Here is a 15,114-nt window from a genome sequence, read left to right as displayed (position 1 = left end):
TGGGCAGTGTGAGAACTTCCATCCTGGAAGACCTCGACGTCTATCCACGAACCAGCCGCCGACCCTCGACTACACCCTCAACTGCGAAGAGCCACATACACCAGGTTCCCGATGAACGTCATGGCCGGCATGATCAGCCCGGAAATGAACTGGGCACCAAAACTGGCCGAGTACAGCTCCGCGTTCTTCTGCCGGAACCGCTCCCCCACCTCCTGCTGCCGGCCGAACACCTTCACCAGCGCATGCCCGGTGTACGTCTCCTCGATCTGCCCGTTCAGCTCCCCCGTGTGCTTCCACTGCGCCACAAACAGCTTCTGCGAGCGCTTGGCGATCAGCGCCGTCAGCCCCAGCGTCAGCGGAATGGTCACCAGCGCGATCAGCGCCAGCGTGGGCGAAAGGATCACCATCATCACCAACACCCCCACCACGGTCAGCACCGACGTGACCGCCTGGCTGATGGTCTGCTGCAGGCTTTGGGAAATGTTGTCCACGTCGTTCGTGACCCGGCTGAGCAGTTCGCCGCGCTGGATCGAGTCGAAATACCGCAGCGGCAGCCGGTTGATCTTCGCCTCGATCCGCTCCCGCAGCCCGAACACCGTCCGCTGCACCACCCCGTTCAGCACATACGCCTGCACCCACATGAACGCCGACGACAGCACATACAGCACCAGCGCCCACGTCAGCACGCTGCCCAGCGCCGCGAAATCGATCCCCTGCCCCGGCACCAGGTCCATGGCACTGAGCATGTCCGCGCGCTGCCCCTCCCCGGACGCCCGCAGCTGCGCAATCACCTGCTCCTTCCTCATCCCCGCCTGCAACTCCCGGGACACCACCCCGGCGAAGATCAGGTTGGTGCCCTCCCCCAGCAGCCGCGGCCCGATCACGGACAGCGCCACCCCCGCCACCGCCGTCGCGAACACCAGCAGCAGCCACGCCCGCTCCGGCCGCAGCGTCCCCATCAGCCGCCTGGCCGACGGCCAGAAGTTCATCGCCTTCTCCGCCGGGACGTTCATCCCCGCGAACGGCCCGCCGCGCCCCGGCCCGCCTACGGGACGGGGAATGCGGACGACGTCGGCGCTTCCGGTTGCGGAGGCGGGTGCGGCTTTGGCGCCGGTTCCGGGAGAGGGCTGCCGGCTCATACCGTCTCCTCCGCTGCCAGCTGGGAGGAGACGATCTCGCGGTACGTCTCCGAGGTTTCCAGCAGCTCGCGGTGCGTTCCGCGCCCGACGATCCTGCCGTCGTCGAGCACTAAGATCTGGTCCGCGTCCACGATGCTGGAGACGCGCTGGGCGATGATCACCAGCGTGGCGCCGGCGGTGCTGCGCTTGAGGGCCTGCCGGAGCCGGGCGTCGGTGCCGGTGTCCAGGGAGGAGAACGAGTCGTCGAAGATGTACAGCTCCGGCCGTTTCACCAAGGCACGGGCGATGGCCAGCCGCTGCCGCTGGCCGCCGGAGACGTTGGTGCCGCCCTGGCTGATCGGTGCATCCAGCCCGCCGTCCATGCGCTCCACGAAGTCGCGGGCCTGGGCGATCTCGAGCACGGTCCAGAGCTCGTCCTCGGTGGCGTCCGGCTTGCCGTACTGCAGGTTGCTGCGCACGGTGCCGCTGAACAGGTAGGGCCGCTGCGGGACCAGGCCGATGTGCCCCCAGAGCAGGTCCGGGTGCAGCTCGCGGACGTCCACGCCGTTCATCCGGACCGAGCCTTCCGTGGCGTCGAAGAGCCGGGGCATGAGGTTCACCAGGGTGGTCTTGCCGGCGCCGGTGCTGCCGATGATCGCCGTCGTCTGCCCTGCCTTTGCGGTGAAGCTGATCCCGGTGAGGACCGGCTGGTCGGCACCCGGGTAGGCGAATCCGACGTCGCGCATTTCCAGCTCCCCGCGGCGGCCGTCCTGTCCCGCCGTCGTACTTACCGGATGAAGCGGCGGCCGCACGCTCGACTCCGTCCGCAGCACCTCCCCGATCCGGTCCCCGGACACCGCGGCGCGCGGGATCATCACGGCCATGAACGTGGCCATCATGACGGACATCAGGATCTGCAGCAGATAGCTCAGGAACGCGATGAGCGTGCCCACCTGCATGGAGCCGTCCTGGATGCGGAACGAGCCGAACCAGATCACGGCCACGGACGAGACGTTCAGCACCAGCATCACCACCGGGAACGCGAGCGCCATGAGCCGGCCGGCGCGCAGGGCGGTGTCCGTGACGTCCTCGTTGGCACGGGCGAAGCGCTCGGTCTCGATGTCCTCGCGGACGAAGGCGCGGACCACGCGGATGCCGGTGAGCTGTTCGCGGAGGACCCGGTTCACGGTGTCGATCCGCGTCTGCATCTTGCGGAACAGCGGCACCATCCGGGCGGTGAGCAGGCCGACGGCGACCAGCAGCACCGGGACCGCGACGGCGATCAGCCAGGACAGCTGGGCGTCCTGCCGTACCGCCATGATCACCCCGCCGATGCTGAGCATGGGCGCGGTGACCAGCATGGTGGCGGACATCAGCACCAGCTGCTGGACCTGCTGGACGTCGTTGGTGGACCTGGTGATCAGGCTTGGCGCGCCGAACCTGGTGACCTCCTGCTCGGAGAACTCCCCCACCCTTGTGAAAATGGCGTCCCGCAGGTCCCGGCCCACGCCCATCGCCGCCTTGGCCGCGAAGTACACCGCGATCACCGCGCACACGATCTGCAGCAGGGTGATCCCCAGCATCACGCCGCCCAGGCTGAGAATGTACCCGACGTTCCCCTTGGCCACGCCCTCGTCGATGATGTCCGCGTTCAGGGTGGGCAGGTACAGGGACGCGATGGACTGCGCCAGCTGGAAAACCACGACGGCGGCCAGCAGCTTGCGGTGCGGCCGCAGGTAATCAACCAGCAGTTTCCAGAGCATGGGCGGCTCCTGACACAGTGTCCACAAGGTGTGGTGCGAAGGTCAGTTTACGTCCGGTGGCTGGGAACGGTCCTTGCCTGTGGAGGAGAAGTTGGGCCGATTCTCGGAGGGCGTAGCCGGCCGCAAACCGAAGGTGCTGAGCCAATGCGGAACCCTTGCGGGCTCGCGTACAGCGCGCGTACCGTATAGAGAACCAGCAGTTCTCTATACGGGGGACAGCCTGCCCTCCGGCCCCAGGGAGCCCTCGATGGCTGAGAAATTTACGGGTACGCTCGCCGACTTCGGCGCCGCTGACCTGGCGTCGGCTGGCGGAAAGGGCGCCAATCTCGGCGAACTCGTTCGCCTCGGCCTTATGGTTCCGGCAGGCTTTGTGGTCACAACCGCCGCCTACGCCGCCCTGATGGCGGAAACCGGCCTGGGCGCCGAACTGGAAAGGCTGCTGAAGGCCGGAGACGCCGGAGCAGAAATCCGGGCGTTGTTCACCCGGGCGCAGATTCCGGCGGACGTCACCGCTGATATCGCGGCAGCTTATGCCGCCCTGGGCGGCGGTCCGGTGGCGGTGCGTTCCAGCGCCACCGCCGAAGACCTGCCAGGCGCCACGTTTGCCGGGCAACAGGACACCTTCCTGAACGTTGTCGGCGAGCAGGCGGTGATCCGCGCCGTGGTGGACTGCTGGGCTTCGTTGTGGACGGAGCGCGCCATCGCCTATCGGCGGCGTCAAGGGATCGACCCCCGGGAGGTGTCGATTGCCGTCGTCGTCCAGGACATGGTGCCGGCAGATATCGCGGGGGTCCTGTTCAGCGCGAACCCGGTGACCGGCGAACGGGGTGAAATCGTGGTGGATGCCAGCCCCGGCCTGGGTGAGGCTGTGGTGTCCGGACGGGTCACGCCGGAGCACTATGTGCTGGACAGTACCGGCCGGACACGGTCGTTCAGCCCGGGCGCCCACGAGGTTGTTATCCGGGCCCTTGCCGGAGGGGGCACGCAGGAGATCGCCGGGACAGGCAGCCCGCGGGCTGGCCTCGCCACAGAGCAGCTGGCGGAACTGGCGGGGCTGGCAGTACGTGCCCAGGAGCATTTCGGCCGGCCGCAGGACATGGAATGGGCCATCGCCGGCGGGCGCCTCTACGTGCTCCAGGCGCGGCCAATGACGGCGCTGCCGCCGCAACCGCTGCGCCTCAATCCGTTCCAGCGGTTGATGGGTCCGTTCTTTGCAGAGATGTTCCATGTCCGTCCCTATCCCCTGGACGTGTCGGGCTGGATGCAGCGCGGCATCCTGGCCATGCTCCACCGCATGGCCGGAAGCGTCGGCGTGGTCTTCCCGGCGGTGAAGGAGTTGCTGCCGGAAGAGGACGGCGTGGTGATCAGGCTGGTTCCGCCGGTGCCACACCCTACGGTCCGCACGCTCGGCGCACCCGTTTCCGTGGCACGGCGTGTCCGCCGGTTCAATCCAACCCGATGGACCGAGGACAGCAGGTTCACCACGTACCTGGCGGACGTCCGGCGGCTGAACGCGCAGGACCCCCGGGCCTTGACCTGGAAGGGGGTTGTTGGGCTCGCGGAGGACGCCTTCGCCACGATGGGCGGGATCACCGAGCTGCGGATCTCGTACCTGCCGGGGGCCTTTGTCCCCCAGCTAAAGCTGCGCCTGCTGCTCCGGCTGCTGGGCAAGGCGCACCTTGGCGCGTCACTCATTGCCGGCGCCGAAACCCGCACCAGCCAGGCCAACCGTGCACTGGAAGTGCTGGCCGACCAAGTCCGGTCCCAGGGCAAGCTTGCCCGGGCCTTCAGTGAACTGGCACCGCGCGACGTGCTCTTCCGGATGGAACACGACCCGGATTTCCAGGAGTTCCGCACACGCTTCCAGGCCTTTCTGGCCGAATACGGGCACCGCGAAACCGTCAGCGTGGTGTTGAGCAGTTCACCAACCTGGTCCCATGCCCCCGAGGTGGTTCTGGGGCTGATCACGTCCATGATGGGTGAGCGGCGGCCGGCTGCAGACCAGACCGGCCAGGCACTCGAGGAGCTGAAACGTCATCCCGCCCTGCGGATCGCGGCCCTGCGGCGGCAGCTGCTGTCCGCCGTCGACGCCGCAAAGGCCGGGACCGCCTTCCGCGAGGACAGCCACTTCTACGCCACCATGGTGCTGCCGCCGCTTCGGCGCGCGCTGTCGGAACTGGGCCGGCGGCTGTCCGACGGCGGAGTGCTGGCTGATGCGGCCGATGTCCAGCACCTGCGCTTTGAGGAACTGGCGGGAATGGACGACGGCGGCGCGCTGCCTGCCGCCGAGAGGGAACGCTACCGCCGGCTGGTGCTGGCCAGGGCCGCGAAGCGCCGGGAACTGGAGGGGATTCCGCTGCTGGATCCTGCGCTGTTCGCGCATAAACGCCGGGCACCCGGGACCCTGGTGTCCGGCATGCCCGCCAGCCGCGGCCAGGCCACCGGGAGGGTAAGGATCATCCGGGGGCCGGACGAATTCGGACTACTCCGCAGCGGCGAGGTCCTGGTCTGCCCCTACACCAACCCATCCTGGACTCCACTGTTCCAGCGTGCGGCCGCCGTCGTGGTTGACGCCGGCGGGATCGCATCGCATGCAGCCATCGTCGCCCGGGAATACGGGATCCCGGCCGTCATGGCCACCGGGTCGGGGACCAGTGACCTGCAGGACGGCCAACTGGTCCTTGTGGACGGCACCCGCGGACAGGTGTCGGCGGCTGCCGCGGAGCCGTCGCCGTGACTGCCGGGGCGCGCCCGGACCATCGAAAACTGCCGCGCCGGCGCGGGGCGGTCCTGAACAGCGCGATCTTCGATGCCGTCCTGGCCGAGATCGCCGAATCCGGCTACTCTGCACTGACCATGGACCGCGTAGCCGAACGCGCACGCGCAGGCAAAGCCTCGCTCTACCGCCGCTGGCCTGGCCGCGCCGCCCTGGTATTGGACGCAGCCTACGCGTCGATGCATGGCCCGGACTCGGTTCCGGATACCGGCAGCCTTCGCCTGGACACCTTGACCGTCATGCGGCAGGCTGCCCGGCTGCTGGAAGGGACAGTTGGACAGGCCGTTCGCGGGGTGTTGGGTGAGGCCTTGCAGAACCCCGAAGTTGCCGCCGAAGTCCGTCAGTTCACGCACGGAAACGCCAGCAGGATGATGCAGGAAATCCTTGCCAACGCCATCAAACGGGGCGAGTGCGATCCGGCCCTCGTGACTGACTTGAAGATCGAGGCCGGCCCCGCCCTGCTGCGGCATCGGTTTATCTTCGGCTCCGGACCCATCGAAGATGACTTCCTGGTGGGGATTGTGGACCAGGTGGTGCTGCCGCTGTTCGGAGTTGACCCGGGGAACACTTTCGCGGGCACCTGAGACTGTTGGGCGGGAGGCAGCTCGACGGCATCATCCAGCTCGTGCTCCCGATCGTCTTGAGTGGCATCCAGTCCTGCGGTAGCGGAAATTTCCGGGATAGGGAGTTCGGCAGGGCGTCGTTGCACGCCGCGTTTCTGGAGTAGCTACCGCGGGTGTCTTCACACTACGGGCCAGTGATATGCAAGCTCAATGACGGAATCGCCTTCTTTTTCAGCAGGAAAAGCGCATATTGCTGAACCCGGTTATACATTATGTCCATGATCACCCTCACCGATCTGGACCGCCAGCTTCTTTCTGCCCTCCGGGAGGATGGCCGCGCCTCCGTTGCCAGCCTCGCGCGCCAGCTCGGTGTTGCCAGGGCAACTGTGAACAGCCGGCTGGACCGGCTTCTCACCTCCGGAACCATCGTGGGATTCACCGCGAGGGTCCGGGATGAAGTGGATCCGCTCACCATCCGCGCTGTCACCCTCATCGAGGTGGAGGGCCGGTCCGCCAACAAAGTAATCCGCGAACTCCGGGGTTTCCCTGAAATCACGGCACTCCACACCACCAACGGAGGCTGGGACCTCGTGGCCGAACTGGCCACCGAAGACCTCGGCGGCTTCGACAACGTCCTTGGCAGGATCCGCAACGTAGACGGGATCGTGAATAGCGAAACAAGCCTGCTGCTCAGCTCCGTCCTGAGGTAGCACCCGCCCCGGCAGAACCCGCTGCGGCGTCTGTTCTTGCAAAGTGCAAAAACTGCCCCGACAAAGTGGGCAACTTCTTAGCAAAAGGCAGGCGTATCGCTCATTGCGGTTGCATATTGGCGACCAATACCGTGAGGACATCAGACTGTTCACACGGAAAAAGGAGCGCAATGACGCGTTTTGTCGATGTTCGCAACATGGTGCGGTGGGCCGCCCGCACGGGAACGGAAACCATCATCTCGGAGTTGATGGACTACCTGGAGGACGACTTCCGCCGTTGGGAATCCTTCGATAAGGCTCCCCGGGTGGCCAGCCACACTCCGTTCGGCGTCATCGAACTCATGCCCACCAGCGACCACGAAACCTATGGCTTCAAATACGTCAACGGCCACCCCTCCAACCCTTCCCGCGGCTTCCAGACCGTGACCGCCTTCGGAGTGCTGGCGGACGTCCACAACGGCTACCCCACCTTCCTGACCGAGATGACACTGCTGACAGCCCTGCGGACGGCAGCTACTGCCGGCATGGTGGCCAGAAAGCTTGCGCGCCCCGGCTCCGCTGTCATGGCAATGATCGGCACGGGAAGCCAGTCGGAGTTCCAGGCACTGGCGTTCAAGGCAGCCCTCGGAATCACCACCGTCAGGGTCTGGGACACTGACAAGGCCGCCATGGAGAAACTCGTCCGCAACGTGGCACCGCTGGGTTTTGACGTCTACACCGCGTCCTCGGCAGCCGACGCCGTCCAGGGTGCGGACGTCATCACCACCTGCACCGCGGACAAGGCCAACGCCACCATCCTCAGCGCCGACCTGATCCGTCCAGGGGTCCACATCAACGCCATCGGCGGGGACTGCCCGGGAAAGACCGAACTGGACGCCGCCATCCTGGAACTCGGTGAGGTGTTCGTTGAGTTCACCCCGCAGACCCGGATCGAAGGCGAGATTCAGCAGATGCCGGCAGACTTTCCCGTGACTGAGTTCTGGCAGGTCCTGGCCGGGAAAGCTGATGGCCGGACAGCGCCTGATCAGGTCACCATCTTCGACTCTGTCGGCTTCGCCATTGAGGACTTCTCCGCCCTCCGCTATGCGCGGGATGCCGTGCAGGGGTCCGACTTCTTCGAGGAGATCGACCTCGTGGCCAGCCCGGAGGACCCTAAAGACCTTTTCGGCCTAGTGGGCGCGCTCTCGCCGGTTGGCTAGCCCGGCTAGTTCAGCTCGAGCACGTGCAGGCCCAGCCACAGCACCAGCGTGTCCTCAGGCTGGTCCAGATCCACGCCGAAAAGGTCTCGCAGGCGCTTGAGGCGGTACCGGAGTGTGTTCTGGTGCAGGGACAACGCTGCCGCCGTCCTTGCGGAATCGCGGGAGCAGTCCAGGTAGGTCCGCAGCGTCAGCGCGTATCCGGTGCCGTACTCGGCGTCGTACTCTTTGATCCTCCGTGCGGCAGCGGACAGAAGGTGCGGCGACTTCCGGAACGTCGCAGCCAACTCCAGGAGGGTGAGGCGGCTGCGGACCTCCCCTGCACTGGCGTAGGTGCCCGGGGAGCCGTCCGAGGCGAGCATCAGCAGGACAAGGTCAGCGTCATGCCGTGAACGGCTGATTTCCGAGACGGTGCCGACGGCGGGACCCGCCGCCGCCCGCATCTCCACTCCCAGCGATGCGCGGGCACGATCGTTGAGCCGCCGGGCGAGGGCTTCGATCGAGCCCAGGGAAGGCCCGGCCGCCGCCGGAAATATCGCGTAGATGGTGGGACCCACCTGCACACACTGGGCGCCCTGGCCGTGGGCTTCACACTGCGTGGTCACCAGGTCCGCAATCCGGACCAGTGTGGTCTCGGCTGCCTGCCCAGCTTCCGGCTGGAATGCGACGACGGCGAAGGGGCCCGAGTGCCGCAGCCCCAGCTGTTCTGAAACCAGGACGGCGTCGTCCCCTCCTTCGAGGAGCCTGCGCAGCAACTCCGCCCGCTGCTGGCGCGCAAGATCATGGCTGCTGCGGGCGCGGAGCATATGGAGCGCCGCGATGTCCGCGGCACGTTCCAGGGCCTGTTCGGCGTCACTGTCCAGGTCTCCATCCACATCGACAACCCAGATTGACCCCAGGGGCTCCTTCCCGGCCCGGACCGCTATCGCCAGCCTGTCCATGGCCGGGCGGACGCCCTCGATCCGGACTGCGCCGGAGGACCGGAACACCGCGGCATACTGGCCGGCGTTCTCCGGCAGGTAGGGAACCTGCCGGCCAAGGATTCCCCTGCGGCGGTCCTCATCGATCGGCTGGTCCTCAAGCGTGGAATACGCCAGCACCTGTTCCTGCAGGTTCTCAATGGTGGTGGCCCCGCCGACCATCGCCGCGATGGCGTTTGCCAGCGCGAAAAGATCCCCCACTCCCAGCGGCGAAACCGTGCTGCCGGCATCTGCCGAGGCGTTGAGGGCGGAGTCCAGGAGCGCGTTCAGATGCCGCCACCGCACGTCGTCGTCCACCACCAGGAGGGCAATGCCGGCATCATCCGCCACCTCCGCGAGGTGTCCGACGTCCTGCTGGAGCTTCTTGACCACCACGGCAGCAAAGCCGGCTTCCGCCGCATCCCGGATCACGCCCGCGGTATCCGGCTCCGCGGGGTGCAGCCCGATCCCGAGCAAAATGCCCCCGCGCAGCCCTTCAAGCGGCACGAAGGGGTCATACAAAGACGGACTCATCAGGGACACCCTGGGCGGCGCCGCCCTTGAGCCAAGGACCAGTCCGGTGTCCTGGAGCATCTCCAGCAGGTGGGGCAGGTGGATGCTGCTGTTGAGCTGCGTGGCCTCGGTCATACGCCAAAGCTATCCATCCGTAGTGCTGGAACACAACAAAGGATGGAAACCTTCGTTGGCTGCACTGAAGCCCCGGCCTGCCGGCGCAACAGATAGTTGACGCATGTCACTTACTCTTGACGCTGGCCCGGCCGCACTTCAGGCCGCAGAATCAGCAACCGCAGCAGCCTCCAGGGCCGGCGTCCTGGTGGTGGACGAACACGACCGCGACCGGCTGCGGGACGTGGAAGCACTGCTCATTGCCATCTGGGGCATGTCGCCGCACGGGGCACCCATCCCCTTCGACCTCCTGCGCAGCATCTCCCATGCCGGCTGCAACGTGTCCGCCGCTTACAGCCAGGCAGGCCAGCTGTGCGGGGCAGCGGTGGGCATCGTCTCTCCCGGGGGACGGTCCACCTACTCGCTGATTGCCGGCGTGCTTCCCGGCACCGGGGACAAGGGCGTCGGCTTCGCCCTCAAGCAACACCAGCGGGCCTGGTCGCTGGCCCGGGGCATTGACACCATGACCTGGACCTTCGACCCCCTGGTCAGCCGGAATGCCCGCTTCAACCTCACCAAGCTGGGCGCGCACGCATCGGAGTACGCCCGCAACTTCTACGGCGAGATGCAGGACGAGATCAACGCCAATGACGAAAGCGACCGGCTGGTGGCCGTCTGGCCGCTGACCTCCCAGCGGAGCATGGATGGCGGACTGGGAATCCAGGCCGAGCTCGAACTTCCGCCAACCCACCTGGCTCACGTTCTCGAGTACGGCCCTGACTCGCTGCCTGTCCTCCTGGAATCGGACGGAACCCTCTGGTGCCGCGCCCCCAAGGACATCGTGGCACTCCGCAGCTCCAACCCCGACGCCGCTGCCCAGTGGCGCGTGCTGCTGAGGGAAATCTTCGAATCCGCTTTCGCCTCGGGACGCCAGGCATCCGGCGTCACCCGCGGCGGCTGGTACCGGCTCGCAGCCGCCGGCCAGGCCTAACCCCACCCCAAGAGGAGTACCAATGCGCATCACACCCCGCTCAGTAACGGCCCGCACCGCCGCCATGGCCGCCGGCCTCGCCCTGGCGACAGGCCTGGCAGCCTGCTCGGCAGAGACAACACCTGCCAGCAACTCCAACCCCTTCTCGGAAGGCGCCGTGGATCCCGCGGCCGCCGCCGCCCTCCCCGAGCGCTACAAGAGCGCAGGCGTCATCAACGTGGCCTCCGACATTCCCTATCCGCCCATGGAGATGTTCGACGAGAACCAGCAGCTCACGGGCCTGGACTACGATCTTGCCCAGGCCCTCGGAGCCAAGCTCGGCGTGCGGCTGGAGCTCCAGACCCAGGCGTTCGACAGCATCATCCCCTCGCTGCAGTCAGGGAAGAACGACATCATCATGTCCGGGATGAACGACACGCCCGAGCGCCAGGAAACCCTGGACTTCGTGGACTACTTCCACGCGGGATTCTCCATCCTGGTTCCCGAGGGAAACCCTGGAAACATCACCACCGTCCTGGACCTCTGCGACAAAGACGTCGCCGTGCAGAAGGCCACCGTCCAGGCAGAAATCCTCCGCACGTACGAGCAGCAGTGCCTGGACAAGGGATCCAAGCCCATCAGGGTTTCCGAACTCCCGCTGGAGACGGATGTCCAGACAGCCGTCCGGTCCGGAAAAGCCGCGGCCGACGTCGTCGATTCCGCAGTGGCAGCCTATGCCGCCACGACCGCCGGCGACGGGAAGATCTTTGACCTCGTCAAGGACCCCGCCAACCCGGCCGGATACAACCCCGTCTACACCGGCATCGGCGTGCTCAAGAAGGACGCGGAGCTTTCGAAAGCGTTGCTCGCCGCCCTCCAGTCGCTCATCGCCGACGGCACCTACGACCGGATCCTGGCGAAATACAACCTCTCCGACTACACGGTCAAGGAAACAGGGCTGAACCTGGGCGGTACCAAGCCATGACCCCCGCCGTCACAACACCCCGCCAGCCTGCTGCCCCCGGTACCGCGCCTGCCGACGGCGGCGGCCAGGACGACGTCGTTGCCGTTCCCCTCCGGCACCCCTGGCGCTGGGTGGGAGCAGCGCTGCTCGCCTTAAGCGCCGCCGCGCTGGCGTCATCGCTGTGGACCAACCCGAACATCGACCACGGCACCATTGGCACCTACCTGTTCCATCCCCGGATCCTCGGGGGCGTGGGCCTGACCATTGTCCTCACCGTTGTCTCCATGGTGGTGTCCACCGTCCTGGGCGTGTTCCTCGCGGTGATGCGGCTGTCGAAAAATCCCGTCATGAACGCCTTCGCCTGGTTCTACGTCTGGGTTTTCCGGGGCACTCCCCTGCTGATCCAGGTGGTGTTCTGGGGCTACCTGGGGCTGCTCTATTCACAGATCTCGCTGGGCATCCCCTTTACGGATTTCACGGTCTTCTCCGTGGACACCAACACCCTGGTGCCGGCGTTCACGGCCGGACTGCTGGCCATGACCCTGAACCAGGCCGCCTATTCCGCGGAAATCATCCGCGGCGGAATGCTGTCCGTCGACTCCGGCCAGCAGGAAGCCGCCTCCTCCCTGGGAATGTCCCCGGCGTTCACCCTGTTCCGGGTGGTCCTGCCCCAGGCCATGCGGGTCATCATCCCGCCGATGGGCAACGAGACCATCTCGATGCTCAAGAACACGTCCCTGCTCTCCGTCATCGCGGTGCTGGAGCTCTACACCGTGGCCACCCAGATCTCTTCCCAGAACCTGCGCCAGGTGGAACTCCTCATCGTGGTCAGCTGCTGGTACCTCTTCCTCACCTCCGCCTTGTCCGTCCCCCAGTACTACCTGGAACGCCACTACGGCCGGGGCAACGCCCGGCAGCAGGCGCCCACTCCCCTGGCCAGGATCAGGACGCTCCTCAGCAAACAGCCGGCCCCCGGTACGGCAACGGCCCCGAGTTCGGCCCCGAAAGCATCGAAAGGACACCAGTCATGACCGAGGCACTGGTCTCTCCCAAACCTGGCCACCGCCCGGCAGCGCAGCCGCTCCTCGTGGCCAGCAACGTCCGGAAGCACTACGGCGGCGTCGAGGTCCTCAAAGGCATCTCCCTGACCGTCAACAGCGGCGAGGTCATGTGCCTCCTGGGCCCCTCCGGATCGGGCAAGTCCACCTTCCTCCGGTGCATCAACCACCTGGAAAGGATCGACGGCGGCCGGATCTCCGTTGCGGGGGACCTGATCGGCTACGCGCAGCGCCAGGACAGAATCTTCGAGATGAGCCCCCGCGAGGTGGCCAGGCAGCGCCGCGGCATCGGAATGGTGTTCCAGCGCTTCAACCTCTTCCCCCACATGACGGCCCTGGAGAACATCTGGGCCGCCCCGGTGGGCGTCAAAAGGGTCCCCAAGGCAGAGGCAGTCAAGCGCGGGATGGAACTGCTGGACCAGGTGGGGCTGGCGCACCTGGCCAAGGCCTACCCGGCGCAGCTTTCGGGCGGTCAGCAGCAGCGCGTCGCGATCGCCCGTGCCCTTGCCATGGACCCCCAGCTGCTCCTGTTCGATGAGCCAACCAGCGCCCTTGACCCCGAACTGGTGGGAGATGTCCTGGACGTGATGCGCACGCTTGCAGCGGACGGAATGACCATGATCGTTGTCACCCACGAGATCGGCTTCGCACGCGGGGCCGGCGACAGCGTGGTGTTCATGGACGGCGGCGTGGTGGTGGAGTCCGGCGCCCCCGAAGACGTGCTGGACAACCCGCAAAACCCCCGGACCATTTCCTTCCTCGAAAGCGTGATGTAGTCCCCGCTTCGCCTGTCCGCTCAACCGCCCTTCCCTACGAACCCTCCGCCTTCTGTGAACTGTGAGCCTGCCTTGAAGATCTCCCGCGCCACCATCACCCTTATCGACCTTCCACTGCTGGAACCGTTCGTGGTTTCCTACGACACCTACGCCTCCATGCCCAGCATCATCCTCACTTTGGAGACCGACGACGGCCTGACCGGGTACGGCGAAAGCGTCCCCGACGGGCACATCACCGGAGAGACGCCCACCGGGACGGTTGAGGCACTGCGGACGGAGCTGATTCCCGCTGTGCTGGGGCTGGACCCCCGCGATATCACTGCCGTCCACCAGCACCTCAACAAGGCGCTGAAAGGCTGCGGAGCCGCGAAGGCCGCCGTCGACATTGCCTGCTGGGACCTGGCCGGGAAGGCGGCCAACCGCCCCATCTACAGCCTGCTGGGCGGGCGCCGCCCGGAACAGCCCACCATCGCCCGGGTGATGAGCATCCTCGCCCCGGAGGCCCTGGCCGAACAGGCAGTGCAGGCGCGGAGCCAGGGTTTCCGCCACCTCAAGATGAAGCTCGGGGGCGGTGACGGCCTGGATGTTGAACGAGTGCGGGCCGTCCGGGCAGCGATCGGCACGGACCTAGCCATCCGGGTGGACGCCAACCAGGGGTGGTCCGATCCCGCCACCGCACGGGAAATGATCCGGGCTTTGGAACCGTACGGGATCGACTGGGTGGAACAGCCGCTCCACGCCGACGACATCGACGGTTTCAGGCTGCTGCGCCAGGCCACCGGCGCCCGCCTCATGGCCGATGAATCTGTGGTGGACGCAGCCGACCTGGTCCGGTTTGTCCGGGACCGTTCAGTGGACATGGTGAACCTCAAACTGATGAAGAGCGGGGGAATCACGCCCTGCCACCGCCTGGCAACGCAGGCCGAACTCGGCGGCCTCAAAGTCCAGATCGGTTCCATGCTGGAAACCAGCATCGCCTCGTCCGCCGGGTTCCACCTTGCCCTGTCCCACCCCAACATTGTGTCCACTGAACTCTCAGGCCCGGTGAAGTTCGCCCGGGAACCCGGCAACTTGGCCTACGTCCTGCCCGAAGTCCACGTAGGCGAAGGCCCCGGGCTGGGCGTTGACGTGGACCTCGATGTCCTGGCCGACCTGACGGTGAGTGAGTGTGGGGTAACGGCCTGATCGACAAGGGAGGGCAGCGCTATACTCCCGGCGGTACGTTCCGGCCGCCGGGGTCAGCGCTGGATCAGGCGTTCTGCTTGATGAGGTCTTGGGTTTTGGCCTTGCGGGTACGCTCGGCCCGGTCATCGTTGCCCCACCAGGTGTAGTTAATGGTGACCGGGTCCTCCGCGGAGCGCGTCTCTCCAGCGCTGGTGCTGGATCCCGTGCCGCACGCGGCCAAAGCTGCGGCAAATGCGGTGCCGACAGCCACGGTGGTGAGGAAATGCCTTCGGTTGATCATGGGAGCCTCCTTGCTCAATGTGTTGCCTGATGGTCGGACATTCCCCTGTGAGGTGACGTGGGTTACACATTGTGAAACGTATCAGTTGTTGCCGGAAATATCCAGAAACATTTCCGTTGACAGGAAAATTGCAGCAACATAGGCTTGGTTCGCGATTACATCCCCTCAT

General features: G+C 66.2%; 11 protein-coding genes and 2 pseudogenes. 9 read left to right on the top strand and 4 right to left on the bottom strand.

Annotation, left to right across the window (positions count from 1 at the left end; genetic code table 11):
• Positions 1-86: 86 nt before the first annotated feature.
• Both ACIQF4_RS20085 and ACIQF4_RS20080 read right to left on the bottom strand, forming a co-directional pair.
• Positions 87-1,139, bottom strand: a pseudogene (locus ACIQF4_RS20085) (ABC transporter ATP-binding protein); the annotation flags it as partial.
• The gene (locus ACIQF4_RS20080) at positions 1,136-2,881 is read right to left on the bottom strand and encodes an ABC transporter ATP-binding protein (RefSeq protein ID WP_400517512.1); all 1,746 of its coding nucleotides are present in this window, start codon (positions 2,879-2,881) and stop codon (positions 1,136-1,138) included. The gene ACIQF4_RS20080 and the pseudogene ACIQF4_RS20085, both read right to left, overlap by 4 nt.
• A 247-nt stretch (positions 2,882-3,128) precedes the next feature.
• Here ACIQF4_RS20080 and ACIQF4_RS20075 point away from each other — a divergent pair, with 247 nt between their 5' ends.
• From ACIQF4_RS20075 to ACIQF4_RS20060, 4 genes are all read left to right on the top strand, one after another.
• Entirely contained in the window at positions 3,129-5,618 is a 2,490-nt protein-coding gene (locus ACIQF4_RS20075; protein ID WP_400517513.1) for a PEP/pyruvate-binding domain-containing protein, read from the top strand.
• Positions 5,615-6,241 carry a TetR/AcrR family transcriptional regulator gene (locus ACIQF4_RS20070; protein ID WP_400517514.1) on the top strand — a complete coding sequence of 209 codons (627 nt, stop codon included), beginning with the start codon at positions 5,615-5,617 and terminating at the stop codon, positions 6,239-6,241. The genes ACIQF4_RS20075 and ACIQF4_RS20070 overlap by 4 nt, the downstream gene beginning before the upstream one ends.
• Positions 6,242-6,498: 257 nt before the next feature.
• Positions 6,499-6,930: an Lrp/AsnC family transcriptional regulator gene (locus ACIQF4_RS20065; protein ID WP_400517516.1), complete on the top strand. Its 432-nt coding sequence runs from the start codon at positions 6,499-6,501 to the stop codon at positions 6,928-6,930.
• Between the two features lie 170 nt (positions 6,931-7,100).
• The gene (locus ACIQF4_RS20060; protein WP_400517517.1) at positions 7,101-8,129 is read left to right on the top strand and encodes an ornithine cyclodeaminase; all 1,029 of its coding nucleotides are present in this window, start codon (positions 7,101-7,103) and stop codon (positions 8,127-8,129) included.
• A 5-nt stretch (positions 8,130-8,134) separates the two neighbouring features.
• On the opposite strand, the gene ACIQF4_RS20055 is transcribed toward ACIQF4_RS20060, so the two are convergent.
• Entirely contained in the window at positions 8,135-9,733 is a 1,599-nt protein-coding gene (locus ACIQF4_RS20055) for a PucR family transcriptional regulator (protein WP_400517518.1), read from the bottom strand.
• A 103-nt stretch (positions 9,734-9,836) separates the two neighbouring features.
• Here ACIQF4_RS20055 and ACIQF4_RS20050 point away from each other — a divergent pair, with 103 nt between their 5' ends.
• From ACIQF4_RS20050 to ACIQF4_RS20030, 5 genes are all read left to right on the top strand, one after another.
• Entirely contained in the window at positions 9,837-10,703 is an 867-nt protein-coding gene (locus ACIQF4_RS20050) for a hypothetical protein (protein WP_400517519.1), read from the top strand.
• 22 nt (positions 10,704-10,725) lie between these two features.
• Positions 10,726-11,667 carry an ABC transporter substrate-binding protein gene (locus tag ACIQF4_RS20045; RefSeq protein ID WP_400517520.1) on the top strand — a complete coding sequence of 314 codons (942 nt, stop codon included), beginning with the start codon at positions 10,726-10,728 and terminating at the stop codon, positions 11,665-11,667.
• Entirely contained in the window at positions 11,664-12,677 is a 1,014-nt protein-coding gene (locus tag ACIQF4_RS20040) for an amino acid ABC transporter permease (protein ID WP_400517521.1), read from the top strand. Before ACIQF4_RS20045 ends, ACIQF4_RS20040 begins: the two co-directional genes overlap by 4 nt.
• Entirely contained in the window at positions 12,674-13,480 is an 807-nt protein-coding gene (locus tag ACIQF4_RS20035; RefSeq protein ID WP_400517522.1) for an amino acid ABC transporter ATP-binding protein, read from the top strand. Before ACIQF4_RS20040 ends, ACIQF4_RS20035 begins: the two co-directional genes overlap by 4 nt.
• A gap of 72 nt (positions 13,481-13,552) precedes the next feature.
• A complete protein-coding gene (locus ACIQF4_RS20030) occupies positions 13,553-14,665 on the top strand; it encodes a mandelate racemase/muconate lactonizing enzyme family protein (RefSeq protein ID WP_400517523.1) in 1,113 nt (370 codons plus the stop codon).
• 97 nt (positions 14,666-14,762) lie between these two features.
• Here the strand turns inward: ACIQF4_RS20030 and ACIQF4_RS20025 are convergent.
• A pseudogene (locus ACIQF4_RS20025) lies at positions 14,763-14,945 on the bottom strand (carbohydrate ABC transporter substrate-binding protein); the annotation flags it as partial.
• Positions 14,946-15,114: the final 169 nt, after the last annotated feature.

This window comes from Pseudarthrobacter sp. NPDC092202 (assembly GCF_044755505.1).
Classification (GTDB): domain Bacteria; phylum Actinomycetota; class Actinomycetes; order Actinomycetales; family Micrococcaceae; genus Arthrobacter.
This window is presented reverse-complemented; position numbering and strand designations above follow the sequence as displayed.